Here is a 26,997-nt window from a genome sequence, read left to right as displayed (position 1 = left end):
ATGGCCGAAGTTGAACGCGAAGCAATGGAATATGACGTCGTTATCGTCGGTGCGGGCCCTGCCGGGCTGTCCGCCGCGATCCGTCTGAAGCAACTGGACGCCGACTGCAATGTGGTCGTGCTGGAAAAAGGCTCCGAAGTGGGCGCGCATATTCTGTCCGGCGCGGTTCTGGATCCGGTCGGTCTGGACGCTTTGATGCCGGATTGGAAAGAAAAAGGCGCGCCGATCAAGACCAAGGTCGAAGAAGACAACTTCTATATGCTGGGCGAGGCGGGCAAGATCCGCGTGCCGAACTTCCCCATGCCGCCGCTGATGCATAACCACGGCAACTATATCGTTTCCATGGGCAACGTCTGTCGTTGGATGGCCGAGCAGGCTGAAGCCTTGGGCGTAGAGATCTTCCCCGGGATGGCGTGCTCTGAACTGGTGTATGGTGACAACGGCGAGATCAAAGGCGTCGTGGCCGGTGAATTCGGCATCAGCGCTGATGGCACCAAGGGCGACGGCTATGAACCCGGTATGGAGCTTCACGGTAAGTATGTGTTCCTCTCCGAAGGTGTCCGCGGGAGCCTGTCGAAACAGGTGATCGCGAAATACGATCTGGATGCCGGAAAAGAGCCGCAGAAATACGGCCTTGGCATGAAAGAAATCTGGGAGATCGACCCCGCCAAGCACAAAGAGGGCACCGTCACGCACACGATGGGCTGGCCCTTGGGCAAGAACGCGGGCGGCGGGTCGTTCATCTATCACATCGAAAACAACCAAGTGTATGTCGGGTTCGTTGTTCACCTTGGCTATAAGAACCCGCATGTCTTCCCTTACATGGAATTTCAGCGGTTCAAGCATCACCCCATGGTAGCCGAGCTGCTGAAAGGCGGCAAACGCATCGCTTATGGCGCGCGTGCGATCACCGAGGGCGGCTATCAGTCCATGCCCAAGATGGTTGCACCGGGTGTGGCGTTGCTGGGCTGCTCTGTCGGCATGGTCAACGTGCCGCGCATCAAGGGCAACCACAATGCGATGCTGTCGGGCAAAGCCGCAGCCGAACGCGCCTATGAAGCCATTCAGGCAGGCCGCGCAGGCGACGAGCTGACCGCCTACGAGGACGATGTACGCAACGGCGAGATCGGCCAAGACCTGAAAAAGGTCCGTAACGTCAAACCATTGTGGAGCAAATACGGCCTCATGACGTCGCTCGCCGTGGGTGGGTTCGACATGTGGACCAACACATTCGGCTTCTCGCTGTTGGGGACGTTGGGGCATGGGAAATCTGATGCCGAGGCGACCGAAAAGGCCGCCAAGCACAAAAAGATCGATTACCCCAAGCCCGATGGCAAGCTGAGCTTTGACCGTCTGACCAACGTGGCGTTCTCGTTCACCAACCACGATGAAAACCAGCCTGCGCATTTGACGCTCAAGGACCCATCGGTGCCGGTGAACATCAACCTGCCAGAATACGCGGGCCCTTCGGCGCGATATTGCCCTGCGGGGGTGTATGAATTCGTCGAGGAAGACGGCAAGGACCCGCGCTTTGTCATCAACTTCCAGAATTGCGTGCATTGCAAAACCTGCGACATCAAGGACCCGACACAGAATATCGTCTGGACCACGCCGCAGGGTGGGGATGGCCCGAACTACCCCAACATGTAAGCGTCGCTTACGGGACGAATTCGATCAAAGGCGTGCTTCGGCGCGCCTTTTTTCATGCGAGGTTCCGCCGATAGAGGGTAAGCGGTATGCTCCCTTGGATAGGCGGCATTGCGCTTGGACGCGAACCTGTTAGCCTTGCGCCTAAATATAAATGAGGCGTGCCAGTATGATCCGTAACCTATTGTTGACCGCTAGCGTTTTGGCGCTGACCGGTGCTGTTTCGATGCCCGCACAGGCGCAATCGGCAGCCGGTGCCTATCTCGCGGGGAGACATGCTGCGGTACGTAGCGATTTTGCGGAATCCGCGAGATACTATGGCGAGGCATTGGCGCTTGATCCCAAAAACCCTGAATTCCTTGAAAGCACGGTACTGGCGCTTTTGTCGCTCGGAAATATCGAACGCGCTTTGCCCTTGGCGCGGGTCATGGCGGCGTCGGATCAACCCGGGCAAATTGCCTATCTGGTAACCACCGCAGGCATGGCACAAGAAGAAGACTATGCCGGCCTGATCGCGCAATCGGCAGACGAAGGTGGGATTGGCCCTTGGGTCGACGGGCTGGTCAAAGCCTGGGCACAAATGGGCGTCGGCGATATGACCGCCGCCCTTGCCCAATTCGATGCCCTGAGTACAGAGGCTGGGATGCAGGGGTTTGTGATGTACCACAAGGCTTTGGCGTTAGCGTCTGTCGGCGATTATGAGGGGGCAGAGGCAATCTTTGCCGTGAGCCAAGCGGGGTCCGCCGGGCAGACCCGGCGCGGGGTGATCGCGCGGGTCGAAATTTTGGGCCAGTTGGGGCGGAACGAACAAGCGCTCGCGCTGCTGACCGACAGTTTTGGTGCCAACAGTGACCCTGAACTTGATGATCTGGTCGCGGCCTTGCAAGGGGACGGGCAGGTTTCCTTTACCCAGATCCCCGATGCTAAGGCCGGAATCGCCGAAGTGTTCTTTACCTTCGCGGCTGTGCTGCGCAACGAAAGCGCCGGTGACTACTATGTGCTGCTGTATTCGCGCATCGCGCGCTACCTGCGCCCCGATCACATCGACGATCTGTTGCTGACGGCGGACCTGCTGGAAAACATCGGCCAGTACGAGCTGGCAATTCAGGAACTGCAAGACGTGCCCGCCGACAACCCCGCTTACCATGCGGCTGAACTGGGCCGCGCGGCGGCGTTGCGGCGGTCTAACAAGCCTGAGCAGGCGATCGAGGTGCTGCAACAACTGACGCGTAGCCATGGGACGCTCCCGTCGGTCCATTCCGCTTTGGGCGATGCGCTGCGGGCACAGGACGATTTCAAGGCCGCGATAAAATCCTACGACAAGGCGATTGAACTGACACCTGACAGCAACCCGCAACGCTGGGTATTGTATTATGCGCGTGGCATCGCCGAAGAACGCCTGGGCAACGGCGAAGCATCCGAACGCGATTTCCGCACCGCGCTCGAGATCAATCCCGACCAACCGCAGGTACTGAACTACCTAGGGTATTCGTTGGTTGAACAAGGTCGCAATCTGGACGAGGCGCTGAACATGATTGAGCGCGCCGTCGCAGCCAGCCCGGACTCCGGCTATATCGTCGATTCTCTTGGTTGGGTGCTTTACCGGCTGGGACGCTACGAAGAGGCCGTAGACCAGATGGAACGCGCGGTAGAGCTCGTTGCGGTGGATCCGGTGCTGAACGACCACTTGGGTGATGTCTATTGGTCCGTGGGTCGTCAACGCGAGGCCGAATTCCAATGGCGCCGCGCCCTGTCTTTCGTCGATCCCGAAGATCAGGACAGCGAGGCGGACCCGAAACGCATGCGGCGCAAGCTCGAGGTCGGACTGGATGCTGTATTGGCCGAAGAAGGGGCCGAACCTCTTAGCAAAGCCTCCGCTGAAAAATGACCGCCAAGGCCGCATCCCTCGGGGTTGCCAGCAACCGGAGCGCTTGGGCCAAGGTGAACCTGACGCTGCACGTCACAGGGCAGCGCGGTGACGGGTATCACTTGCTCGACAGCCTTGTGGTACGGGCCGGCGTCGGTGATCGGATCACGGTAACGCTGTGCGACCAGCTTGAGCTGTTCATCGACGGCCCATATGGTGCCGCTGCCCCCAATGATGACCGCAACCTCGTCGTGCGTGCTGCGCGCCTGCTCGACGCTGGCGCTGGCAGAGGGGCGCGGCTGCACCTGACGAAAAATCTGCCTGCTGCGGCGGGGATCGGCGGTGGATCAGCAGACGCCGCCGCGACGCTTCATTTGCTATCGGCCCACTGGGGGCTGCCCGTACCCGATGATATCGCCCGGCTTGGGGCGGATGTGCCGGTCTGCCTGTATGACACGCCCCAGCGGATGGAGGGGATCGGCGAGGTTTTGACACCGGCGCCCAAGTTGCCGCCCTGTTGGCTGGTGTTGATCAACCCGAATAAATCTGCCGCCACACCCGAAGTATTCTCGCGACTGGAAGCCCGCGCCAATGCGCCGATGCCGAAAGAGCTGCCCGAATTCGCCAGTGCCACCGCATTCGCCGCATGGCTGGCGACGCAGCGCAATGACCTCGAGGCTCCAGCAGTCCAACTGGTGCCAGAGGTGGCGACGTGCCTACACAGCCTTCAGGATGCGTTGCTGGCCCGTATGTCGGGATCCGGAGCCACCTGTTTCGGCCTGTACGAGACCCAAGCGTTTGCACAACGCGCCGCCGCCCGTGTCGCGGACAAGCATCCCGGTTGGTGGGTGGCCGCCGCGCCGGTGCTAGCCTAGTTGATACGCGCCACGACGTAATCGGCCAGATCGCGCAGCATCCGGGTCAGGTCGTGATCGGGCAGGGTGTCGAGCGCGGTCTTGGCCTTCTCCGCCCACGCCAGCGCCTCTGATTTGGTCTCGTCTAGCGTGCCATGTTTGTGCAGCAGCGACAGGGCGTGATCCAGATCGCCTTCCTCCTGCCGCCCCTTTTCGATGGTGCGGGCCCAGAAGGCGCGCTCTTCGGCATCGCTTTTGGCAATCGCTTTGATCACCGGCAGGGTCAGCTTGCGCTCGCGGAAATCGTCACCGATGTTTTTGCCGGTCGCATTCGGATCGCCTTGGTAATCCAGCAAATCGTCGACAATCTGGAACGCGATGCCCAAGGCGTCACCGTAGTTGAACAGCGCTTGGACCTGCGCGTCGGGGGCTGAGGCGATGACCCCGCCCACCTGCGTCGCCGCCGAGAACAGCGCCGCGGTTTTCCCGCGCACGACCTGCAGGTAGATACCTTCGTCCGTCGCCAAATTCTGGGCCGCCGTCAGTTGAAGCACTTCGCCTTCGGCAATCGTGGCAGAGGCATTCGCAAGGATCGCCAGCACGCGCATATTGTCGGTTTCAGTCATCAGCTGGAAACTGCGCGCAAACAGGTAGTCGCCCACCAGCACCGAAGATTTGTTATCCCAAAGCAGGTTCGCCGTCGGTCGTCCGCGCCGCTGCGCGCTTTCATCGACCACGTCATCGTGCAGCAACGTTGCCGTGTGAATAAACTCTACCGTGGCTGCCAGATGCACATGGTAAGGGCCGTCATAGCCACACAGCCGCGCCGCCGCGAGCGTGAGCATCGGGCGCAACCGTTTGCCGCCTGCTTCGACCAGGTGGGCGGTGACCTCCGGGATGCGCGGTGCATGTTCAGACGCCATGCGGTCGCGGATCAGGTCATTCACGGCAGTCATATCTGCGCTCAGATAGGCCGCCATTTGATCATGCGGTTTCTGGGTGTTTTCGCTCGTCATCTACACGACCTTAATTGGAAGGCTCGACAATCAACGTCGATTGCCCTTACATCTCTGTTATGAAGGAACTTTTACGCACAACCGATCCGACAATAATCGCCTTTGCCAGCGCCCTTCTTCAGGGCGAGGATATAGACTGCTTTCCGCTCGACGTAAACATGAGCGTGCTTGAGGGCGGGATCGGTATTTTCCCCCGTCGTTTGATGGTGCATGACGATGATCACGGTGCCGCGACACGGGTGCTGCGCGATAATGACATCCCCACCGGACTGCCCGACTAACGACGATGGACAGCTTCGGCCCAGACACGCTGACGCGGGATGCTTTCCTTGGCGGGAAACTGCACTTGTGGCAGCCACGCAAAGGCTATCGCGCGGGTGTGGACCCTGTTTTATTGGCTGCAACCATCCCTGCGCGGTCAGGCCAGCGCGTGCTGGAGCTTGGGTGCGGGGTGGGGGCTGCGTCGCTTTGTTTGGGCGCGCGTGTATCGGGGTTGCAGCTGACAGGAGTCGAGATCCAGCCGGCCTATGCCGCGCTCGCACGGCTGAACGATCCTACATTCGAAGTGGTCGAAGCCGACATCGACGCCATGCCCTTGGCGCTGCGGCAGCGACAATTTGACCACGTGCTTGCCAACCCGCCGTATTTCGATCGTCACGCTTCTATTGCTGCGACGAATTTAGGTCGTGAGACGGCATTGGGCGAGGCTACTCCGCTGGAAACATGGGTCAAGATTGCGGCCAAACGCCTGGCCCCCAAGGGGCAGGCACATTTCATCCATCGCGCCGAACGGCTGCCCGATCTTATCCGCGCTTTACCTCATGATATGGGCAGTATCGAAGTGCTGCCGATCGCGCCGCGCATCGGACGGCTGGCCGAGCTGGTGATCTTACGGGCGCGCAAAAGCGGGCGGGGTGCATTTCGGTTGAATGCGCCGCTCGTGATGCACGAGGGCCCTCGGCATATGGCGGATGGCGACAGCTATGTGCCGCAAATCCGGGCGGTCCTGCGCGAGGGCGCGGCGCTGCCGTTCTAAGCAACCTCCCGCCGATATCTCAACTTGTCGATAGTTTTGCTGCGGTGCCGCGTGACAGGTGAAATATTTCGTGCTTCACTCCTCCTACGCAACATAACCTAAGGAGAGTTACATGTCTTTTGACGCACATCTGGATGCTCTGAAACGCAAGCATTTGGCAATGAGTAACGCTGTAGAACAGGCTCAACGATCGCCGAGTATCGACGGCCTGAAGGTTGCGAATATGAAAAAAGAAAAGCTGCGTTTGAAAGAGGAAATTACCCGGCTTTCTAGCTGATATAATTATACGTTTGACCGGCGTGCCCGATGGGCCGACGGCAGAAAGGCCAGTGCTGAATGCACTGGTCTTTCGCGTTTCTACGACGGGTACCTAGACCAGGTGCTGGGCACCATTCGCGGTAATTGTCGACCCGTTGATAAAGCCCGCGTCATCGCTGACAAGGAATACAACAGCGCGCGCGATCTCCTCCGGTTCGCCCAAGCGGCCTGTCGGAATTTGCGCCACGATGGAATCGCGCACTTTTTCCGGCACGGCCATCACCATATCCGTTGCGATATAGCCGGGGCAGATTGCGTTCGCAGTGATATTGGCGCGCGCGCCTTCCTGAGCCAGGGATTTCACAATGCCGAGGTCACCCGCTTTGGTCGCCGCATAGTTTACCTGTGCGAATTGGCCTTTTTGCCCGTTGATCGAGCTTATGACCACGATCCGACCGAACTTCCGGTCGCGCATACCGGGCCAAACTGGGTGAATGGTATTGAAAACGCCGGTCAAATTTGTGCCAACGACTTCGTTCCATTGGTCGGGTGTCATTTTGTGGAAAGGCGCGTCGCGTGTGATGCCCGCGTTCGCAACAACCACCTCAACGGGGCCTAGATCTTCTTCGACTTTGGCGATTCCGGCTTTGGAATCCTCGTAGTCTGCGACGTTCCACTTATAGGTTTTGATCCCGGTTGATTCTGTGAATTGCGCGGCAGCATCGTCGTTGCCGGCATAAGTCGCCGCGACAGTATATCCGGCGTCTTTCAATGCTGTGGAAATAGCCGCCCCGATCCCGCGGCTCCCTCCGGTTACAAGTGCAACACGTGACATAAAACTCTCCCTAGTGGCAATGTTGTTTCGTTTGCCGTAGTAAATTCGTAATTAAATTACGTGAGGAATTTGTAGTCACGCTTGGATTTCTTTGCAACAGTTTACGCAAGGAAAGAGCATTTGTTTTTCTCGTGGCGCGTGAAGTCGCTTAGCGCGCGCCACGAGAGCTTGATTATGGAGCGTTATAGGCGCTCAAGGCACATCGCGACGCCCATGCCGCCGCCAATGCACAAAGTGGCGAGCCCTTTCTTCGCGCCGCGACGCTGCATTTCAAACAAAAGCGTATTGAGAATGCGCGCGCCGGATGCGCCGATCGGGTGACCGATAGCAATTGCGCCGCCGTTGACGTTCACGATCGAAGGATCCCAGCCCATGTCTTTGTTAACTGCGCAGGCCTGAGCGGCAAAAGCTTCGTTGGCTTCGACGAGGTCCAGATCTTCTGCTCTCCAGCCGGCTTTTTCCAATGCTTTGCGCGACGCGTAAATCGGACCGGCCCCCATGATCGTTGGGTCTAGGCCGACGGTGGCATAGGATGCGATGCGCGCCAACGGGGTGATACCCCGTTTTTCAGCATTATCTGCCGACATTAGCAACGCGCCTGCCGCCCCATCGTTTAGACCCGACGCGTTGGCCGCTGTGACAGATCCGTCTTTGGCGAAAGCGGGGCGCAGCTTTTGCATGGCTTCCATGGTGGCACCATGGCGGATGTATTCGTCTTGATCGACGATAATCTCGCCCTTTCGAGTTTTGACGGTGAAAGGCACGATCTCGTCTTGGAACTTACCGGCTTTTTGCGCAGCCTCGGCCTTGTTTTGCGAGGCGACTGCAAACTCGTCTTGGGCGTCGCGGCTGATTTCCCATTTTGCTGCAACATTTTCTGCGGTTTGGCCCATATGGTAGCCATGGAACGCATCCCACAGGCCGTCGCGGATCATCGTATCAATCAGCTGCATGTCGCCCATTTTTTGACCCGGACGCAGGTTTTGCGCGTGGGGGCTCATCGACATGTTTTCCTGCCCACCGGCGGCCACGATATCAGCATCGCCCAGTTGGATATGCTGGGCCGCCAGCGCCACGGCGCGCAAGCCCGAACCGCACACTTGGTTGATCGACCATGCCGCGCTTTCGATGGGCAGGCCCGCGTTGATATGTGCTTGGCGTGCAGGGTTTTGCCCCTGGGCTGCGGTCAGAACTTGGCCCAAAATAGTTTCGTTCACCTCGGAAGGGTCAATACCCGCGCGTGTGACGATCTCTTTCAGGACTGCGGCACCTAGATCATGTGCAGGCGTGTTTGCAAAAGATCCGCTGAAACTGCCTACGGCCGTGCGGGCTGCGGATGCGATGACGACGTTGGTCATATGTGTTCTTCCCCTGAACTGCTGACGTAGGGTATTAACGCGGTGGTTGCCCGCTCCCCAGTCTTCTATGCTTTGGGACATATCCTATAGCTACACATGCGGCAATCACGCCCTGTCGGCCTACGCGTTTTTACGCAATTCGGTCGACTTATGCCAAAAAGGTTGAGTGGTTGGTGCACCGTATAGAAACCCCTGTTGGCAGTCGACGCCAAGAGAATGCAGAAGCGACGAATCCTCTTGATTTTCGACCTGTTCGGCAACGCATACCATATCAAAGTTACGCGCGATTGAGACCATGATCGATACAATCGCACGGTTGTCGGGGTGGAGGGTGATACCACGCGAAAATTGCCCGTCAATCTTCAAGATATCAAAAAACATATCTTTAAGGTAGCGGATAGCGATGTAGTCGGCCCCGAAGTTATCGAGGGCAAAGCAAACGCCCCGTGTCTGCATTTGGTCCATAAAACTGCTGACAAGCTCTGGCATTTGCATCGCGGATTTTTCGCTGATTTCTAGAATCAGCCGTTCGCCAATGGTGCCGTCGCGCGAGAGCCAACGATTCAGCACGTTCGTCCATCCCGCATAGCCGATAGAGCGGGCTGACATGTTGACAGATAGCCGCAAGTTCTTGTTATCGCTCAGCGCCGTTAGCCCCGCGTGAAGCGACAGCACGTCTATCTCGCGGCCAAGCTGCGTCTTTTCGATGAGGTGCATAAATTCACGAGCTGGGAGGGCCCGCCCCGTTGGGTCCAAAATCCGGATAAAGCCCTCGTAAAAGGCAACTTTCGGATATTCTACATCGCGCATGACGGGCTGGTAGGCCATCAAGGTCTGATTGTGCGCGACTGCGTCTTTGACCATCGCGATTGTGCTGCTGTCGCGTTGGTTAACGGCATAATCCAGCGGATTTCGCGTGCCTTCGGGCAGATCAGCGAGCGGGTGTTGTGACATCTCTTCCAAGGGGTGCTTCCATCTATCGCGTTTCTTGTGTCACCTTGGCCCCAATACTTATAACGCGGGGTTAACGCGGCAATGCAGCACAAATTTTAACTATTCTGCCAATGAGCGCGGAGAAGGGGAGCCGATGCACCGATGTGACTGGGCGGGACCAGAGCAGATTTATCTGGATTATCATGACACTGACTGGGGTGTGCCCGAGTATGACAGCCGTGCTCTTTGGGAAAAGCTTATCCTTGACGGCTTTCAGGCGGGGCTCAGCTGGATCACGATACTTAAAAAGCGAGAGAATTTTCGCGAGGCATTTGCCGGTTTTGACCCTAACGTCATCGCTACGTGGGGTGAGCCAGACGTTGAACGGCTGCTGGCCAACCCCGGTATAATCCGCCACCGCGGAAAGATCGCGGCGGCGATCACCAATGCCCGCGTGTGGCAGCAGATTGAGCAGAGGGAGGGGTTCGACAGATATCTATGGAAGTATGTGGATTTCGAACCGCAGCAGAACCGGTTCGAGCGTCAGGCGGACGTTCCGGCCTGGACGCCGCTTTCAAAGCAAATATCCACCAATTTGAAAAAACAGGGATTTAAGTTTTGCGGCCCGACAATTGTGTACGCGTTTATGGAGGCGGTCGGGATGGTGAATGATCATTTAACCTGCTGCCACCGCCATACCATCGTCGCGCAGATGCCCAAGCACGATTGGGCGCTGCGATAACCGGTCGGTGCCTAGTTGACCTGGGTCGCCTTACGCGGTTACAGCGCCAAGGGAGCTTGCCAGTTGGTCCAGCATCACGATCGTGTCGCTGCTGGTCGAAAACGCTTTGGTGCGGCAATAGTCAACCTTGACCGTGATGCCGGATAACGAAAGGTCCTCTGTCGCAGTTTGAACCGCTGCGGTGGCTACGTCCGCGATGTTCAAGTTCGCTTGCGTCTTGAGCGCGGGAGACAGCGCGGCAAATGCCCCGTTGGACCGATAGGTCACGATCAGGTTAAGGCTGCTGAGCGCATCGGTCAGTTTGCGGGCGAGGCTGACAGAGAAATTGACCCGTTGGCCCTCGGGTATGCTAGACAGGACCTTCGCAAAATCCTGCAGCACGATAACGGCAACTTGCATGCCACCGCCAAATTCGGATTGCATCCGCATAATGTAATTCTCGAACGCATCTTGGGGCACAAGCCCGCTTGCCAAAAGCTCGGATGGTGCCATTGCTCGGTCGAGCGCGAGTTCTTTCAGAACGTCAAAATTTTCTTGGTTCGGTGATTCATGGGGACGTCTGAGGTGACGAACATATTCTGCATTGCGCATCTCTGCGCCGTGGATGCGCGCTTCGAGATCGAAAAACTCGAACGGTTTGACGATATAGTCCCACGCGCCAGCAACAAAAGCTTTCGCTATGCTTTCGTTGTTCTTAACGCCGGTGAGCATAATGATCGGTACAAATTCGTAGCCCTTAATTTGGCGGATATGAGAGATCAGCTCTATGCCGGTCATTTCCGGCATCTGGATGTCTAGAAGCAAGCAGTCGAATATAATCGGTGCACTGTGAATGACTTCAAGGGCTTCTTTACCGGAGGCGGCCGTCCGGACATACTCGTGATCCTGCGTCCGAAGATATTCTTCCAACAAGCTGCGCAGATCTTGATTGTCCTCAACGGCAAGTATCCTCATACCAAATACTCGGCAGTTTTAGTCTCCGTTATCGGAGCGATGCGGACTGAATGCAGATTGATCTTGCGGCGATCGTGCAGGTTTTCCATCACACTAGCCCCCCTTGTTTACTCATCAACATGCTGATGGTGAGCGACAAATTTGCTGATTTCAACTTAAAATTAGCCGCGTTAACCATTTGTTAATGAATTGAGAGATTTTAAGGCGCTGCGACGCTCAAAAGTGTGGATGCCAAGCGGGTGAATAGATTTGATCAGCGGGCCAATTGCACCGCAATGGGGGGCTGCGGAAGTGTGCGTCTTGATTTGTAGCAAATTCATCCGAGTTCCATCATTGACTCCGCGCCGCAGCGCCGTATAAGCGCCGCTTGATTGGTGTTGGTGGACCCCGCAAGGGGAACCCTGTCAGGCTTCGGCCAAAGGACAACGCCCTTTACCGCCCGCCGCAATTCTGCAGGGCTTCAAAAAGGAGAACAGCCGTGACTAAGCGTACAGCTGCCAAGCACAAAATTGACCGCCGTATGGGCGAAAACATCTGGGGCCGTCCAAAGTCCCCAGTGAACCGTCGTGAATACGGCCCCGGCCAGCACGGTCAGCGCCGCAAGGGCAAACTATCCGACTTTGGTATTCAGCTGCGCGCAAAGCAGAAGCTGAAAGGCTACTACGGCGATCTGACCGAGAAGCAATTCCGCCGCATCTACGGTGAAGCTGAGCGTGTAAAAGGCGACACTGGTGAAAACCTGATTGGTCTGCTGGAGCGTCGTCTGGACGCCGTTGTATACCGCGCGAAGTTCGTCGCGACCGTTTTTGCTGCGCGCCAGTTCGTAAACCACGGCCACGTCAAAGTGAACGGCAAGAAGGTTAACATTCCTTCCTACCGCGTCAAAGAAGGCGACGTGATCGAAGTGCGTGATCGTTCCAAGCAAATGGTTGCCCTGCTCGAAGCCACTCAGCTGGCAGAGCGTGACGTGCCTGACTACATCGAAGCAGATCACTCCAAGATGACAGCGACTTTCGTGCGCACCCCCGCTTTGGGCGACGTGCCATACCCTGTCATGATGGAACCGAACCTCGTGGTCGAATTCTACGCGAAGAACTAAGGTTCCTCGCATATCAATGCCGAAGGGGCCACGCTGGAAAGACCGGCGTGGCCCTTTTTGCGTTTGGTGTCGCGACTTTAGCGTTGGGCAAAGTGACGCCGGGACAAGATCGTAGTGGCGTTGGACCCGGTGCGCGTTTATGGTCCGCCCGACAGGAGATATGACAGATGACAACCGCTATTCGCCCGCAACCCGGCATTATGGACATCGCGCTGTATCAAGGCGGGGCATCCCATGTGGCGGGACTTGAAAATGTGATCAAGCTTAGCTCGAACGAGAACCCGCTTGGCCCGTCCGACGTCGCCATCAAAGCGTTCCGGGATGCGTCATATGACCTGCATCGTTACCCGTCATCCGATCACACAGCATTGCGTCAAGCCATTGCGCAGGTGCACGGGCTCGACGCCGATCGCATCATTTGTGGGGCCGGTTCAGACGAGGTTATTGCATTTCTGTGCCAAGCGTTTTCGGGCGAGGGTACCGAGGTGCTGCACACGGTGCACGGCTTTGGCATGTACCGGATTTCCGCACTGGCCAATGGGGCTACCCCGGTCGAGGTGCCCGAAAATGAACGGGTGACGGATGTGGACGCGTTGCTTGCGGGCTGCACCGACAAGACACGGCTGGTGTTTATCGCGAACCCGAATAACCCCACAGGCACAATGATCGGGCTAAGTGAAATTGAACGGCTGGCCGCAGGTATCCCCGAAAAGGCCATTCTGGTTCTGGACGGGGCCTATGCTGAATATGTCGAAGGATATGACGGCGGCGCTGCTTTGGTCGACAGTCACGATAATATCGTGATGACGCGGACCTTCTCAAAGCTCTATGGCCTGGGTGGCTTGCGCATCGGCTGGGGCTATGCGCCGGCCCATATCATCGACGTCCTGAACCGCGTGCGGGGGCCGTTTAACCTCTCGCAAGCCGCATTGAACGCGGCGACAGCGGCGATAAAGGACACAGGGTATGCTGCTCATTGCCGCAGCGAAAATGCGAAATGGCGCACCTGGATGGCTGATGCCTTGGCCGAGATTGGCGTTCCATCGGATGTGTCCTGCGCGAATTTTATTCTCGCGCGGTTCAAGTCGCAGGCCGAGGCCGAGGCTTGTGATGAACACCTCAAGACCCAAGGCTTGATCGTGCGGCGCGTTGCCGGATACCAGCTGCCCAATTGCCTGCGCATTACCGTGGGCGATGAAAGCGCATGCCGTCGCGTGGTTCATGCGGTCCGACAGTTTAAAGGCGACTAATATGCCCGTAATTTATGAAAAAGTAGCGTTAATCGGGTTGGGCTTGATCGCCTCTTCGATGTTCTGGGCGATGAAGCGCGGCGGGCTTGCGGGTCATGTGTCGGGCTTTGCGCGCAGTGCGGACACCCGCGACACCGCACGCGAAATCGGCCTGTGCGACGAGGTCTGCGATTCCATTGCCAAAACCGTGAAAGATGCGGATCTGGTGGTTCTTTGCGTTCCCGTGGGCGTCATGGGCTCGGTTGCTGCTGAAATGGCCGGATATCTTAAGCCGGGCTGCACGGTCACGGATGTGGGGTCGGTCAAGGCGGATGTGATTGTACAGGTTGGACCGCTCCTGCCCGAGGGCGTCCATTTTATTCCTGCGCATCCGTTGGCGGGGACCGAACATTCCGGCCCACGCAGCGGTTTCGCAGAGCTGTTCGACAACCGCTGGTGCCTGCTGGTGCCCGTGCCCGACACCAACGCCAATGCGATTTCACGGTTGCGCAACCTGTGGGACGGCATGGGGGCCAACGTCGAGGAAATGGACGCGGAGCATCACGATCTGGTGCTTGCGGTGACCAGCCATGCCCCCCACCTGATCGCCTATACGATGGTCGGGGTGGCCGATGATTTGCGCCGCGTGACCGACAGCGAAGTCATCAAATACTCGGCCGCCGGCTTTCGTGACTTCACCCGTATCGCTGCCAGCGATCCGACCATGTGGCGGGATGTTTTCCTGACCAACAAGGACGCCACACTCGAGATACTGGGTCGCTTCACCGAGGAACTTTTTGCGTTGCAGCGGGCGATCCGCATGGGGGACGGCGATCATCTTCATGATTACTTTACCCGCACCCGTGCCATCCGCCGTGGTATTATCGAGGCGGGTCAGGACACGGATGCGCCGAACTTTGGGCGTCAACCGGGCAACAAATAATCCGGGCCGCGCGGCTTGTGGCGCTGTCTCGCCTCAGCGCAAGATAATCTTGGGCGCACGGCCTAAGGGGATGAACCCCATCGACATTTTCCCGTCCTTCACGCTGATGTCCAGATCCAGCCCATTCGTGTTGCCAGACATTTGAGCCAGCCCCTTGAGCATTTGTTCCGCTTGGGGGCGAAAGCTGGGCGGGATAAAACCGGCGTTTTCCGCCATGGTCAGCATCATTGGCCAATCTTGCGCTTTTACCGACAGCGTCCCTGTCGCCAGCCCGTCCTCGGCAACGGCCATCGTCCCTTGTAGCGTCAGCGCCACATCCCCCCACGCCAGTTCCGCATGGCGCAGGTCGATGACGCGCGGCTGTGGGCGGGTCCGGCCAAGCGCGCTGCGGTCCCACAGGCGGTCGAAGGTGATGGTCGCCTTGGCAGTCACCGTTTCAAAAGCATCCGTCCAGTCGTCAGGCAGGCCGAACATGCTACGCAGCGCCGTACTAGGGGTGACGTTCTGCGCATCGAGCGCCAGATCATAAATCGGTTGCCCTACGGTCTGCTGCACGGCGCTGACGTTCAGGCTGCGCCCTTCGACGGGGCCTGTTGCCGGAAGGTCAAGCACCCAAGCGCCACCGTCTAACGTCAGCCGGTCCAGTTGGCCTGAAACGCTTGGCCGCAGGCGCAAATCGGTGGTGACGTCCTCTGCGGTCAGCACGGCACGCAGGTTGGGGCCGGACAGGCCGAGTTCAACATAGGGGGTGGATACGGTCATATAGCCCGGCCAATAGGCGGGGGTGGAGATATCGATACGCTTGGCAGCCACGGCGCTGGCGACGCCCTGCTGCGCACTTGCGGCAGGCGGTGTCAGGGACACATCTGTCAGGCGGGTTTGCAGCCGCACAGGGAAGCCTTGTTTTTTCATCTCGCCCACGTCGGCCTGCCATCCGGCGGCACGGCGCGTTTCGATCAGTTTGGCGATGCCCCGCTGCAACCCCGAAGACGCGGCGAACCACCATCCGCACCAAACCGCCGCTAGGACGACGATAATCAACACGAGCTTGCCCATTTTTCTTAAAACCTTATTAACGCCTGCGATAGCGCAGCTTTAAACAAGCCAACGATAAAGGACCAGAGACATGGCGATGTGGGTGTTCGGCTACGGCAGCTTATTGTGGAAACCGGGGTTTGACGTCGCGGAAAGTGTGATCGGGCGGTTGCCCGGTTACGCGCGGTCGTTCTGTATGCGGTCGATCCACCATCGCGGATCGGTTGATCGTCCGGGGCTGGTGCTGGCACTTGATGCCGATACAGGCACGGCCTGCGATGGTATGGCGCTGCGTGTTGCGCCGGGAACCGAAGACGCCACGCTAACCTATTTGCGCGAACGCGAGCTGGTGTCATCGGCCTATGTTGAAAAGACGCTTGAGGTGCAGCTAGAGGATGGCCGCACCGTCGAGGCATTGGTCTATGTGATCGACGCCGCCCACGAGCAATATTGCGGCGGCTTGCCGCTGGAAGAGCAGGCGCAGATCATCTCGGGCGCGGTAGGCGGGATGGGGCCGAACACCGAATATCTGTTTAACACGGCATCCCATTTGACCCAGATTGGGCTGCATGATCCGTCGCTTGCATGGCTTCATGACCGTGTTAAGTCTCTTGGCGCATAAACCCGTGGCATAACAGTCGGGATTAAGTGTAGGCTGCGGCGATAGAAGCACAAAAGTGTCGGGAGCCACGAGGCATGGCGCAGTCAGACCGCGAATCCAAACCACAGTTTTCCCAGCCGGTGCGGCAGATCACGCTGATGCTGATCGCCCTTGCGCTTACCGGCATCGGGGCTTTTCTGGCGCTGCCGAGCGTATTGCCTATTTTTGCGGCAAATCCCTATCTGAATGGCGTGATTATTTTCGTCTTCTTTATCGGCGTTATCGCCTGTTTTTATCAGGTGTTGCAGCTGATCGGCTCTGTCCGGTGGATCGAAAACTTTGCCTCCGACGAGCCGAATGCCGATGCCGTAGCACCGCAGCTTTTGGCACCGCTTGCATCGTTGTTGCGCACACGCGGGGCGCGCATGCAGGTGAACGCGACCTCGACCCGCTCTATTCTGGATTCCGTCGCAACCCGCATCGACGAAGCACGCGAGATTACGCGTTATATCGTCAACATGCTGATTTTCCTTGGACTTTTGGGCACTTTCTATGGGCTTGCCACGACTGTTCCAGCGGTTGTCGAAACGATCCGCAGCCTCGCGCCACAAGAAGGCGACGGCAGCACCGATATGTTCGCGCGGCTGATGACCGGACTGGAATCGCAGCTTGGCGGCATGGGTGTGGCCTTTGGGTCCTCCCTTTTGGGGCTGGCGGGGTCGCTGGTTGTGGGTCTGCTTGAACTCTTCGCAGGTCATGGCCAGAACCGCTTTTATCAAGAATTGGAAGACTGGCTCAGCTCGATCACCCGCGTTGGCTTTTCCTCGGGCGAGGACGGCGCGTCGGAGCAGGCTGCTGTGGCGGGTGTGCTGGATCATATGGCCGAACAAATGGACAGCCTGCGCCAGTTGATCGGACAATCCACCGAGAGCCAGACTGTGCTAAACCGCGAGATCGGTGCGCTTGCCACCACGATGGAGGAGCTGTCTGCACGGGCCGCCCAAACCGATACAGCTGCGGAAAGTCTGGACCGGATCGCCAAGGGGCAAGAACGCATGGTCGCCGTACTCGAAGGGCAGGGCGACCATGAACGGGCGGATGCGGAAAGCCGGATGCGTCTGAGGTCGATCGATGTACAGATGCTGCGTATCCTCGAGGAAATCTCTGCAGGGCGGCAGGAAACCATGGCCGAAATTCGCAAGGATATTTCGTTGCTGGCAAAGGCGCTTTCCGCGCCACGCGGTGCCGAACCCCGCCGTTTGCGCACCCCTGACCGTTCCGACACCGAGGAAAGCTGACGATGGCGCTTTCCCGACGTACAGGGTCACGCTTTCAGGGCTCTATCTGGCCAGGGTTCGTGGATGCGATGACGGGCCTGTTGCTGGTTCTGATGTTCGTACTGACCATCTTCATGGTGCTGCAAGCGGTGCAGACGCAACGGATCAATGGGCAGGAAAGCGAGCTGAATTCCCTGTCTGGCGAAGTTGCTGCATTGGCGCAAGCGCTTGGGATGGAACGACAAAACACTGCAGATCTTGAAACCCAACTGGGGTCAATCACCACGTCGTTGACGACGGCACGTGATAAGGCGGCAGAACAGGCGGCGATGATTGCGTCATTGTCGGCCACACGCGATGCGCAAGCCGTGCAGTTGAACGCAGCCGAGGCCAAGATAACCGGTTTCGAGACGCAGGTCGCCAATCTGTTGTCCCAACGCGATGCAGCCGTCGCGCGTGGTGAAACGCTTGAGGCACGGCAAAATGAACTGTTGAGCGCACAAGACGCGTTGAACCTCGCGTTGACGCAGGCCCGATCCGAAACGGATGCACAGGTCGAAGCTGCGCGGCTCGCGGCAGCCCGTCGCGATGCGTTGACGGCACTTGTCGATGATCTACGCGCCAAGAACCAGGAAACCCAGGCCGCATTGCAAAGCGCTGCCGACGCAAATGCTGCGGCGCTTTCGGACGCCGAAGCTGCCCGACTGGCCGAAGCCGCCGCGGCAGAGCAGTTGCGTGAAAAGCTGCAAAACGCGGATGCAGAACTGACAGCGATGACCCTTGCGCTTGAGACGCAGCGCCAAGACGCAGAGGATACGCTGACCTTGCTGGCTGCCGCACGTGCCGCCAAGGAAACCTTGGATGCTGAACTCGCTGCCGCCCTTACAGAGACAGAAACCCTTGAGGCCGCGCAGGCAGACGGTGCCGCGCTGCGTGCCAAGCTAGCCAACGCGCTTGCGGCGAAGCTGGCGGCAGAAAGCCGCGCTAACGACACGCGTTCGGATGCGGAAAAACGAGCAGCCTTGCTGGATGCGGCGCGGGCCGAGCTGGCGCAGGAGGAGGCCGCCACCGCTGCGGCACAGCGTCAGACAGAGCTATTGAACCAGCAGATTGCAGCGCTGCGCGGCCAGCTGGGGGAACTCCAGTCCTTGCTGGATGATGCCGTCGCACAGGATGCCGTGAAAGAGGTGCAGCTGCAATCGCTTGGGTCCGATCTGAACACCGCGCTTGCGCGGGTCGCCGCCGAAGAACGCCGTCGCGCCGAGTTGGAGGCGGCAGAGCGTGCGCGGCTTGAGGCGGAGACCAAGAACCTTGAACAATACCGGTCCGAGTTCTTTGGCCGGTTGAGAGAGCTTTTGGGGAATCAAGAAGGGGTCCGCATCGAGGGCGACCGGTTTGTCTTCTCTTCCGAAGTGCTCTTCCCACCCGGTGCCGCGACGCTTTCAACGGATGGTCGTAAAGAGATCGCGAAAGTCGCCGGTATTCTACGCAATATTGCCGCCGACATCCCGCCTGAAATCGACTGGGTCATTCGCGTTGACGGGCATACGGATAACCAGCCTTTGTCGGGTTTGGGCGCGTTCGCCGACAATTGGGAGCTGAGCCAAGCGCGGGCATTGTCAGTGGTCAAGTATATGATCAACTTCCTCGGCATCGCGCCAGAGCGTCTGGCGGCGAATGGGTTTGGCCAGTACCAGCCTGTCGCCAACGGGAACACAGAAACGGCCCGTGCCCAGAACCGCCGGATCGAGCTGAAGCTGACCGAAAAGTAACGCTATTTTATTTCAATGTCTGTGCTGCGCTGGCTGATGATCTGCAAACCGCGGATCATCGTCACAGTGCCGGTATAGGTGCCTGCTGGCCAGTCCACGCGGCCCCGTTTGCCGATTGCGCGAAAGGCCTGCGCCTGGGTTTTCGTCAGTGTCACATCATCAGAGATCACCATGCCGTCAGGGCCGGTGATCGACAGGTTGATAATATCATCGGCCCGCGTGCCGAACATATGGCCCCAGATCACCAGCGCATCGGCCTCCACCGACAAAGAGGGCGCTGCGGCTTCGCCGTGCTTGATCGCGTCATAGGCGGGCACGGCATCCGAGAAACCGATGCTGATCAACCCGCCACCGCGATATTCAGGGCGCTGCGACCATAGGCTACTGTCACCCGGGGTGTCGCAGGTGGGGGCACCGTCTGGATCAAAGGGGTCGATGACCGCCCCGTCTTTGCGCACGGACAGATGAACATGGGGGAAAGCGGCCTTGCCCGACTGCCCGACAAAGCCAAGCGTTTCTCCCAATGCCACTTCTTGTCCCGTCTTAACGCTGATGGAGCCCTGTTTCAGGTGGCAATACTGCGTTTCCCAGCCGTTCCCGTGGTCCAGCACAACGCCATTACCGCATTCTTTGCCGTCGATATCGTCGGCAGTTGCGCTGCTATAGCCGCTATCGGGCATGCCGTCGCGCATACCGCTGACGCGGCCCGCGGCACTGGCAAGCACGGGGATATTGTCGTTGATGCGCGCACGGTCGGGGAGCGCGAAGTCGGTGCCCTTGTGACCGTCATAGCTAAGCGCGCCGCAGGTGAAATCCAACGCATCGGGTGACGGGTCGCTGTCGACATACTGTTGGATATAGCAGTCTGTTTCGAGGTCACATTTAAGGGGTGGGGAAATAAGAAAACCCTCTGCCAGCACGGGGCTGGCAAAGGGCAGGGCAAGCGCAAATGCGGCGCCGCGTGGTATCATTCAGCTGTCAGCAACGGTGGCTTGTTGCCCGTCAGTTTAGGGTTTTCCGAGCTGAGGATCGTCAGATCCAGTTCGCCCTTCTTAACGTCGATCTTGACCACGCCACCCTTGGCAAGCTTGCCGAACAACAGTTCCTCGGCGAGGGGCTTTTTGATGTGCTCTTGAATAACACGGCCAAGAGGTCGCGCACCCATCCGCGCATCATAGCCCTTTTCACCCAGCCATTCGGCGGCTTTTGTCGACAATTCGATGGTCACGTTGCGGTCCATAAGTTGCGCTTCGAGTTGCAGTACAAACTTTTCGACCACGCGCAGGATCACTTCTTTCGGCAGCGGTGCAAAGCTGATCACCGCATCAAGACGGTTGCGGAATTCGGGCGTGAATGTCCGTTCAATCGCTGCGGTGTCTTCGCCGGTGCGACGGTCACGACCAAAGCCGATTGCCTCTTTCGCTTGCTCGGACGCGCCTGCGTTCGAGGTCATGATCAGCACGACATTGCGGAAATCCACCGTGCGGCCATTGTGATCGGTCAGCTTGCCGTGGTCCATCACCTGCAACAGAATGTTGTAGACGTCTGGGTGCGCTTTCTCCATCTCGTCGAGCAGCAGAACACAGTGCGGATGCTGGTCCACGCCGTCGGTCAGCATGCCGCCTTGGTCAAACCCGACATAGCCGGGAGGGGCGCCAATCAGGCGGGAAACGGCGTGCTTCTCCATATACTCCGACATATCAAAGCGCAGCAGTTCCACGCCAAGCGTATCCGCCAGCTGTTTCGCCACCTCGGTCTTACCCACACCTGTCGGCCCTGCGAACAGGTAGTTGCCGATGGGTTTTTCAGGTTCACGCAGGCCGGCACGGGCCAGTTTGATCGCCGAGGACAGCGCCTCGATTGCTTTGTCCTGACCAAAGACCACACGTTTCAACGACGCCTCAAGATCCTTGAGCACAATCACATCGTCCTTCGACACGTTCTTGGGCGGGATGCGCGCGATTTTGGCGACCACGGCTTCGACTTCTTTGGTGCCGATGGTCTTGCGCCGCTTGGATGCAGACAGCAGATGTTGTGCAGCACCGGCTTCATCGATCACGTCGATCGCCGAATCCGGCAGCTTGCGGTCGTTGATATAGCGGTGCGCCAGTTCAACCGAGGTGCGGATCGCGTCGGCCGTGTATTTGACCGAGTGGTGATCCTCGAAATACGGTTTGATCCCGCGCAGAATTTTCACCGCATCTTCGACCGAAGGTTCGTTAACGTCGATCTTTTGGAAACGACGGGCAAGGGCACGGTCTTTTTCAAAGTGCTGGCGGAATTCTTTGTAAGTCGTAGACCCCATTGTCCGCAGCTTGCCCCCTGCCAACGCAGGTTTCAGCAGGTTGGACGCATCCATGGCCCCACCGGAAGTTGCACCCGCACCGATGACGGTGTGAATCTCGTCGATGAACAACACGGCGTCTTTATGGGCTTCCAGCTCGGTCACGACGGCCTTGAGGCGCTCTTCGAAGTCGCCGCGGTAGCGGGTGCCGGCCAGCAACGCGCCCATGTCGAGCGAATAGATGGTGGTATTGGCCAGTACTTCGGGTGTTTCACCGGCGACGATTTTGCGTGCCAGCCCTTCGGCGATGGCGGTTTTACCAACACCGGGATCACCCACCAGCAGGGGGTTGTTCTTACGCCGGCGGCACAGCACCTGAATGCAACGTTCCACCTCGTCCGAGCGGCCGATCAGCGGATCGACATCACCCTCGCGGGATTTGGCATTCAGATCGACAGTGTACTTTGCCAGCGCGGATTCTTTTTTGTCGCCGTCCGTGACGCCTTGGGCTTCTTCCTCGTGGTCGGGGGCACCTGAGACAGAGCGTGGTTCGCCAAAAGCAGGGTCCTTGGCGACGCCATGCGCGATATAGTTCACCGCATCATAACGCGTCATATCCTGCTCTTGCAGGAAATATGCCGCGTTGCTTTCGCGTTCGGCAAAGATGGCGACCAGCACATTGGCACCCGTCACCTCGGTCCGGCCCGACGATTGCACGTGGATCGCCGCGCGCTGGATCACCCGCTGGAAGGCTGCCGTGGGCACCGCTTCGGAACCGTCAACGTCGGTGACCAGATTATTCAGGTCTTCATCAACGAATTCGACCAGCGTCTCGCGCAGTTCGGTCATATCGACAGAGCAGGCTTTCATCACCTGCACGGCGTCGGGTTCGTCGATCAGGGCCAGTAAAAGATGCTCAAGCGTGGCGAATTCGTGCTTGCGAGCATTCGCAAGCGCCAACGCCGAGTGGATAGCTTGTTCTAGGGTAGACGAGAATGAAGGCACAGGCGTGCTCCTTTTCGATCTGTGTCGGAAGGGGCGTCAGAAACAAGACGCGCCACAACCAAGCATGGCCTCATAGTATTAGAGTTTGGTTGATCACGGCGCAGCTTCAAGGTTTTTCTGCAATATCATTGTCACATTTATCGTGAACGTCGATTTTTAACCATGATTGCGGCGGTCAGAAACGGTCTTTGCGCGCGCGAATTTCGGCAAACACATCGGTGTCGGTGGCGTTGACCATCCCCAGTTGCGCGCGAATGCCCGGATCGGACGGGCGCAAAAACGGGTTGGTTTCAAGTTCCGTTGAAAGCGTCGAGGGAACTGTCGGCACGCCATCTGCACGGGCCTGATCGATCTCTCTTGTACGAGATATAAGCGCGGCGTTTTCGGGATCAACCGTCAGGGCAAATTTTGCGTTCGACTGGGTGTATTCGTGGCCCGAACATACGGTGGTGTCGGCTGGAAGTTGCATCAGCTTTTGCAGGCTATCCCACATCTGCGCCGGTGACCCTTCAAACAGGCGGCCACAGCCAAGAGCCATCAGGCTGTCCGCGGTAAAGACGCATTTGGCAGCGGGCACGTGAAAAGCGATATGGCCGACGGTATGGCCCGACACGTCGATCACATCGACAGTATGGTCGCCGAAGGTAAAGGACTGCCCGTCGTCATACGCCTCGTCCAGCGGCGGCAAACGCTGTTCATCAGCTTTGGCCCCAATCACGCGGGCGGGGTGGTCAGCGATCAACTCGGGCACGCCTTGAATGTGGTCCGGGTGGTGGTGGGTCAGCCAGATTTCTGTCAGCGTCCAGCCCAATTCATCCAGCTTGGCCGCAATCGGCGCGGCTTCAGGCACGTCGATCAGGGCGACCTTGCCGCTGGTCTGGTCGCGCAGCAAGTAGGCATAGTTGTCGGACAGGCAGGGGATGGTCACAAGATCAAAGGGCATGGCAGCGGCTCCGGTCGGGGTTTCGGGATGCGGATCACCACGCTAGCGCGGGCAGGGCGGTGCTGCAAATGGGTTTCGCGCAGTCCGCTCTTTTGCGGCGCGGTGCTTTGGGCTAGGATCGTGGGCAATCCAGCCAACAGGGCCGATACCTCATGCACCTTGATGTCCAAGACCTGCGCAATTTTTACTACCGCAGCGCCCTTGGTCGCGCGGCGCAGCATTCCCTGCGGACCCGCATGCTAGAGCTTTGGCCCGAGGCGAAGGGGCAGACGGTCGTGGGTTTCGGTTTCGCCGCCCCCTTGCTGCGTCCCTATCTTGCGGATGCGCGGCGGGTGATGACGTTGATGCCGGGGCCGCAAGGGGTGATGCCGTGGCCCGCCGGGATGCCCAATACTTCTGTCCTGACCGAGGAAACGCTGTGGCCGATTGAAACGGGACACGTTGACCGGCTGGTGCTGATGCACGGGTTAGAGACCTCGGACCGGCAGGGTGATCTGCTTGAGGAATGCTGGCGCGTGTTGGGGCCGGGGGGCAGGGCGCTGTTTATCGTGCCCAATCGCGCTGGCTTTTGGGCGCGCAGTGATATCACGCCGTTCGGCTATGGGCGGCCCTATTCGCTGTGGCAGTTGGAAACGCAGCTGCGCAAACACCAGTTTTTGCCAGAACGCCAGTTGGGTGCGCTTTATCTGATGCCCTCGACGCGGCGGGCCTTTCGCCGCTCTGGCCCGCTGTTTGAAAAGGTTGGACGGCACATGCCGACGATCATGGCGGGGGGCGTCTTTATGGTCGAGGTGACCAAACTTGTGTATCCGCCCAAGGGCAAGGTCGCGCGGACGCCTGCGCGCCGGTCTATCCGCGTTCTTGAGGGGGTCGGCGCGATAACGCCCGCAATGGTTTGAGCGCTGCTGTCGCAGCCGATGTGATCGCCGTGCCACGGTGACAAGAATCGCTATCTTGCCCGAGAAAGCCGGATGTCCATTGATTTTTAGGCACGTCGATCAGGTCAAAGCGTCGCAGCGGTGCTTTACGTTAAGAATAAGGGGCGCTTTCGTGAGGCAAGCACACTATACTGTGTTGCGGGATGCGGGTCCGTCTGCTACATCCGCCCTGATTTAGACGTCTTGGGTAATTTCAAGTCGCGCCAACACCCCGGTGACGCGATGTATTCGCTTATCCGGCCCTGACGTATGAGAGGATGGACGTGTCCGAAACAGCATCAATCTCTACAGGTATCGCAAAACGCTATGCGACCGCCGTGTACGAGCTGGCCCAAGAGGCCAAAGCCCTTCCCCAGATCGAGAAAGATCTTGATGCGCTGCAAGCCGCATTGGCCGAAAGCGAAGATTTCCGCGATCTGATCCATTCGCCTATCTACACGCGCGAACAGCAAGCTGCGTCGATCAGTGCCATCGCCAAAAAGATGGACCTGTCCCAGACGCTGGCAAGCACGCTGGAACTGATGGCCAACAAGCGCCGTCTGTTCGTCCTGCCGCAGCTGGTCCAGAACCTGCGCGACATCATCGCCGTCGAAAAGGGCGAAGTAACTGCTGATGTGATTTCGGCCAAGGCGCTGACCAAGGCGCAGTCCGAAAAATTGTCCAAGTCGCTCGCCGCGACCACAGGCAAAAAAGTAACGTTGAATGCGACCGTTGATGACTCCCTCATTGGCGGTCTTATCGTAAAAGTGGGCTCTAAGATGATCGACACGTCGATCCGCGCAAAGCTCAATTCCCTCCAGAATGTAATGAAAGAGGTCGGATAAATGGGTATCCAAGCTGCAGAGATTTCTGCGATCCTGAAAGACCAGATCAAGAACTTTGGTCAAGAAGCAGAAGTTGCCGAAGTTGGCCGCGTTCTGTCCGTTGGTGATGGTATCGCTCGCGTATATGGCCTGGACAACGTCCAAGCCGGCGAGATGGTCGAATTCCCCGGCGGCATCATGGGCATGGCCTTGAACCTCGAGACAGACAACGTCGGTGTTGTTATCTTCGGTTCCGACCGTGACATCAAAGAAGGCGACACGGTCAAGCGCACGAACTCCATCGTGGACGTGCCAATCGGCAACGGCCTGCTGGGTCGTGTTGTTGACGGTCTGGGTAACCCCATCGACGGCAAAGGCCCCATCGAGTCCACAGAGCGTGGCCTTGCGGACGTCAAAGCCCCCGGCATTATCCCACGGAAATCGGTTCACGAGCCAATGGCGACTGGTCTGAAATCCGTTGATGCGATGATCCCCGTCGGCCGTGGCCAGCGCGAATTGATTATTGGTGACCGTCAGACCGGTAAAACTGCCGTTGCTCTGGACGCGATCCTGAACCAACAGCAGATCAACGACGCCGCAGGCGACGACGAGAGCAAGAAAATGTACTGCGTGTACGTTGCGATCGGCCAAAAGCGTTCGACTGTTGCCCAGCTGGTTAAAAAGCTCGAAGAAACAGGCGCGATCGACTATTCCATCGTTGTTGCTGCGACTGCGTCCGAGCCTGCGCCTATGCAGTACCTCGCACCATATTCCGCAACAGCTATGGCCGAATTCTTCCGCGACAACGGCCGTCACGCGCTGATCATCTATGATGACCTTTCCAAGCAAGCCGTGTCCTACCGCCAGATGTCCCTGCTGCTGCGTCGTCCGCCCGGGCGTGAAGCGTACCCAGGTGACGTTTTCTATCTCCACTCCCGTCTGCTCGAGCGTTCGGCGAAATTGGGCGATGCTGCAGGCAACGGCTCTTTGACAGCTCTGCCGATCATCGAAACCCAAGGTGGCGACGTTTCCGCGTTTATTCCAACCAACGTGATCTCGATCACCGATGGTCAGATCTTCTTGGAAACCGAATTGTTCTACCAAGGTATCCGTCCTGCTGTGAACACCGGTCTGTCGGTTTCGCGGGTTGGTTCGTCTGCTCAGACCAAAGCGATGTCGTCTGTTGCTGGTCCGGTTAAACTGTCCTTGGCTCAGTACCGCGAAATGGCGGCCTTTGCTCAGTTCGGTTCCGACCTTGACGCCTCCACACAGCAGTTGCTGAACCGTGGTGCGCGCCTGACAGAGCTGATGAAGCAGCCTCAGTATTCCCCACTGACCAACGCGGAAATCGTCTGCGTGATCTATGCGGGTACAAACGGCTACCTTGACAAAGTTGCCGTCAAGGAAGTTGGTCGTTTCGAAGCAGGCCTGCTGGCGCATCTGCGCAGCAAGCACGCTGACCTGATGGATGACATCACCAACAACGACCGCAAGGTGAAGGGTGAGCTGGAAGACAAGATCAAAGCTGCCATCGATTCTTTCGCCGCTGACTTCGCTTAAGGGAGGGA

The 26,997-nt window shown here is 58.3% G+C and carries 25 protein-coding genes; 16 read left to right on the top strand and 9 right to left on the bottom strand.

Annotated elements, in window-relative coordinates; all coding sequences use genetic code 11:
• The 3 genes from ACVBAU_RS14570 (at nucleotide 1) to ACVBAU_RS14560 (ending at nucleotide 4,389) form a co-directional block, all read left to right on the top strand.
• Complete coding sequence (locus tag ACVBAU_RS14570) at nucleotides 1-1,650, top strand: electron transfer flavoprotein-ubiquinone oxidoreductase (protein WP_138922695.1); 1,650 nt, start codon at nucleotides 1-3, stop codon at nucleotides 1,648-1,650.
• Nucleotides 1,651-1,816: 166 nt separating this feature from the next.
• On the top strand, nucleotides 1,817-3,535 hold the full coding sequence (locus ACVBAU_RS14565) for a tetratricopeptide repeat protein (protein WP_448326884.1): 1,719 nt from the start codon (nucleotides 1,817-1,819) through the stop codon (nucleotides 3,533-3,535).
• Complete coding sequence (locus tag ACVBAU_RS14560; protein ID WP_448326883.1) at nucleotides 3,532-4,389, top strand: 4-(cytidine 5'-diphospho)-2-C-methyl-D-erythritol kinase; 858 nt, start codon at nucleotides 3,532-3,534, stop codon at nucleotides 4,387-4,389. The genes ACVBAU_RS14565 and ACVBAU_RS14560 overlap by 4 nt, the downstream gene beginning before the upstream one ends.
• On the opposite strand, the gene ACVBAU_RS14555 is transcribed toward ACVBAU_RS14560, so the two are convergent.
• Nucleotides 4,386-5,384, bottom strand: coding sequence for a polyprenyl synthetase family protein (locus tag ACVBAU_RS14555; RefSeq protein ID WP_138922698.1), 999 nt, complete (start codon nucleotides 5,382-5,384; stop codon nucleotides 4,386-4,388). The two genes, ACVBAU_RS14560 and ACVBAU_RS14555, sit on opposite strands and share 4 nt — an antisense overlap.
• Before the next feature lie 59 nt (nucleotides 5,385-5,443).
• On the opposite strand from ACVBAU_RS14555, the gene ACVBAU_RS14550 reads away from it, so the two are divergent.
• From ACVBAU_RS14550 to ACVBAU_RS14540, 3 genes are all read left to right on the top strand, one after another.
• Nucleotides 5,444-5,665: a putative signal transducing protein gene (locus ACVBAU_RS14550; RefSeq protein ID WP_093731946.1), complete on the top strand. Its 222-nt coding sequence runs from the start codon at nucleotides 5,444-5,446 to the stop codon at nucleotides 5,663-5,665.
• A gap of 5 nt (nucleotides 5,666-5,670) precedes the next feature.
• Complete coding sequence (locus ACVBAU_RS14545) at nucleotides 5,671-6,420, top strand: tRNA1(Val) (adenine(37)-N6)-methyltransferase (RefSeq protein WP_448326882.1); 750 nt, start codon at nucleotides 5,671-5,673, stop codon at nucleotides 6,418-6,420.
• A 112-nt stretch (nucleotides 6,421-6,532) separates the two neighbouring features.
• On the top strand, nucleotides 6,533-6,697 hold the full coding sequence (locus tag ACVBAU_RS14540; RefSeq protein ID WP_138922700.1) for a YdcH family protein: 165 nt from the start codon (nucleotides 6,533-6,535) through the stop codon (nucleotides 6,695-6,697).
• 93 nt (nucleotides 6,698-6,790) lie between these two features.
• Here the strand turns inward: ACVBAU_RS14540 and phbB are convergent, their stop codons facing one another.
• From phbB to ACVBAU_RS14525, 3 genes are all read right to left on the bottom strand, one after another.
• Nucleotides 6,791-7,513 (bottom strand): acetoacetyl-CoA reductase, encoded by a 723-nt coding sequence (phbB, locus tag ACVBAU_RS14535; RefSeq protein WP_138922701.1) that lies wholly within the window; start codon nucleotides 7,511-7,513, stop codon nucleotides 6,791-6,793.
• Between the two features lie 182 nt (nucleotides 7,514-7,695).
• Nucleotides 7,696-8,871 (bottom strand): acetyl-CoA C-acetyltransferase, encoded by a 1,176-nt coding sequence (locus ACVBAU_RS14530; protein WP_448326881.1) that lies wholly within the window; start codon nucleotides 8,869-8,871, stop codon nucleotides 7,696-7,698.
• A 120-nt stretch (nucleotides 8,872-8,991) separates the two neighbouring features.
• The gene (locus tag ACVBAU_RS14525; RefSeq protein ID WP_448326880.1) at nucleotides 8,992-9,825 is read right to left on the bottom strand and encodes an EAL domain-containing protein; all 834 of its coding nucleotides are present in this window, start codon (nucleotides 9,823-9,825) and stop codon (nucleotides 8,992-8,994) included.
• Between the two features lie 133 nt (nucleotides 9,826-9,958).
• Between ACVBAU_RS14525 and ACVBAU_RS14520 the strand changes: the two genes are divergently transcribed.
• A complete protein-coding gene (locus ACVBAU_RS14520) occupies nucleotides 9,959-10,546 on the top strand; it encodes a DNA-3-methyladenine glycosylase I (RefSeq protein ID WP_448326878.1) in 588 nt (195 codons plus the stop codon).
• A 30-nt stretch (nucleotides 10,547-10,576) separates the two neighbouring features.
• Here ACVBAU_RS14520 and ACVBAU_RS14515 read toward each other — a convergent pair whose 3' ends face one another.
• A complete protein-coding gene (locus ACVBAU_RS14515) occupies nucleotides 10,577-11,500 on the bottom strand; it encodes a response regulator (RefSeq protein WP_138922704.1) in 924 nt (307 codons plus the stop codon).
• 478 nt (nucleotides 11,501-11,978) lie between these two features.
• Here ACVBAU_RS14515 and rpsD point away from each other — a divergent pair, with 478 nt between their 5' ends.
• The 3 genes from rpsD (at nucleotide 11,979) to ACVBAU_RS14500 (ending at nucleotide 14,771) form a co-directional block, all read left to right on the top strand.
• A complete protein-coding gene (rpsD, locus tag ACVBAU_RS14510; RefSeq protein WP_093731879.1) occupies nucleotides 11,979-12,599 on the top strand; it encodes a 30S ribosomal protein S4 in 621 nt (206 codons plus the stop codon).
• A 167-nt stretch (nucleotides 12,600-12,766) separates the two neighbouring features.
• Nucleotides 12,767-13,849 (top strand): histidinol-phosphate transaminase, encoded by a 1,083-nt coding sequence (hisC, locus tag ACVBAU_RS14505; protein ID WP_138922705.1) that lies wholly within the window; start codon nucleotides 12,767-12,769, stop codon nucleotides 13,847-13,849.
• 1 nt (nucleotide 13,850) lies between these two features.
• Nucleotides 13,851-14,771 carry a prephenate/arogenate dehydrogenase family protein gene (locus ACVBAU_RS14500; protein ID WP_448326874.1) on the top strand — a complete coding sequence of 307 codons (921 nt, stop codon included), beginning with the start codon at nucleotides 13,851-13,853 and terminating at the stop codon, nucleotides 14,769-14,771.
• Nucleotides 14,772-14,804: 33 nt separating this feature from the next.
• On the opposite strand, the gene ACVBAU_RS14495 is transcribed toward ACVBAU_RS14500, so the two are convergent.
• Entirely contained in the window at nucleotides 14,805-15,827 is a 1,023-nt protein-coding gene (locus ACVBAU_RS14495; RefSeq protein ID WP_448326872.1) for a DUF2125 domain-containing protein, read from the bottom strand.
• A 70-nt stretch (nucleotides 15,828-15,897) separates the two neighbouring features.
• On the opposite strand from ACVBAU_RS14495, the gene ACVBAU_RS14490 reads away from it, so the two are divergent.
• The 3 genes from ACVBAU_RS14490 to ACVBAU_RS14480 all read left to right on the top strand — a co-directional run bounded on the left by ACVBAU_RS14490 (nucleotide 15,898) and on the right by ACVBAU_RS14480 (nucleotide 19,456).
• Entirely contained in the window at nucleotides 15,898-16,428 is a 531-nt protein-coding gene (locus ACVBAU_RS14490) for a gamma-glutamylcyclotransferase (protein ID WP_093731883.1), read from the top strand.
• Nucleotides 16,429-16,502: 74 nt separating this feature from the next.
• Nucleotides 16,503-17,705, top strand: coding sequence for a biopolymer transporter ExbB (locus tag ACVBAU_RS14485; protein ID WP_138922707.1), 1,203 nt, complete (start codon nucleotides 16,503-16,505; stop codon nucleotides 17,703-17,705).
• 2 nt (nucleotides 17,706-17,707) lie between these two features.
• On the top strand, nucleotides 17,708-19,456 hold the full coding sequence (locus ACVBAU_RS14480; RefSeq protein WP_448326870.1) for a peptidoglycan -binding protein: 1,749 nt from the start codon (nucleotides 17,708-17,710) through the stop codon (nucleotides 19,454-19,456).
• 2 nt (nucleotides 19,457-19,458) lie between these two features.
• Here the strand turns inward: ACVBAU_RS14480 and ACVBAU_RS14475 are convergent, their stop codons facing one another.
• From ACVBAU_RS14475 to gloB, 3 genes are all read right to left on the bottom strand, one after another.
• Nucleotides 19,459-20,427: a M23 family metallopeptidase gene (locus tag ACVBAU_RS14475; RefSeq protein WP_448326869.1), complete on the bottom strand. Its 969-nt coding sequence runs from the start codon at nucleotides 20,425-20,427 to the stop codon at nucleotides 19,459-19,461.
• Nucleotides 20,424-22,745: an ATP-dependent Clp protease ATP-binding subunit ClpA gene (gene clpA, locus ACVBAU_RS14470; RefSeq protein ID WP_138922710.1), complete on the bottom strand. Its 2,322-nt coding sequence runs from the start codon at nucleotides 22,743-22,745 to the stop codon at nucleotides 20,424-20,426. Before clpA ends, ACVBAU_RS14475 begins: the two co-directional genes overlap by 4 nt.
• Nucleotides 22,746-22,920: 175 nt before the next feature.
• A complete protein-coding gene (gene gloB, locus ACVBAU_RS14465) occupies nucleotides 22,921-23,688 on the bottom strand; it encodes a hydroxyacylglutathione hydrolase (RefSeq protein WP_138922711.1) in 768 nt (255 codons plus the stop codon).
• A gap of 152 nt (nucleotides 23,689-23,840) precedes the next feature.
• Here gloB and ACVBAU_RS14460 point away from each other — a divergent pair, with 152 nt between their 5' ends.
• From ACVBAU_RS14460 to atpA, 3 genes are all read left to right on the top strand, one after another.
• Nucleotides 23,841-24,587, top strand: coding sequence for a methyltransferase domain-containing protein (locus ACVBAU_RS14460; RefSeq protein ID WP_448326866.1), 747 nt, complete (start codon nucleotides 23,841-23,843; stop codon nucleotides 24,585-24,587).
• Between the two features lie 302 nt (nucleotides 24,588-24,889).
• The gene (locus ACVBAU_RS14455) at nucleotides 24,890-25,450 is read left to right on the top strand and encodes a F0F1 ATP synthase subunit delta (RefSeq protein WP_171048962.1); all 561 of its coding nucleotides are present in this window, start codon (nucleotides 24,890-24,892) and stop codon (nucleotides 25,448-25,450) included.
• The gene (gene atpA, locus ACVBAU_RS14450) at nucleotides 25,451-26,989 is read left to right on the top strand and encodes a F0F1 ATP synthase subunit alpha (protein WP_138922714.1); all 1,539 of its coding nucleotides are present in this window, start codon (nucleotides 25,451-25,453) and stop codon (nucleotides 26,987-26,989) included. It begins immediately after the preceding gene.
• Nucleotides 26,990-26,997: the final 8 nt, after the last annotated feature.

The organism is Sulfitobacter sp. M13 (assembly GCF_053474885.1).
Note: the sequence above shows the minus strand (reverse complement) of the source record. Positions and strands in the feature narration are given on the sequence as shown.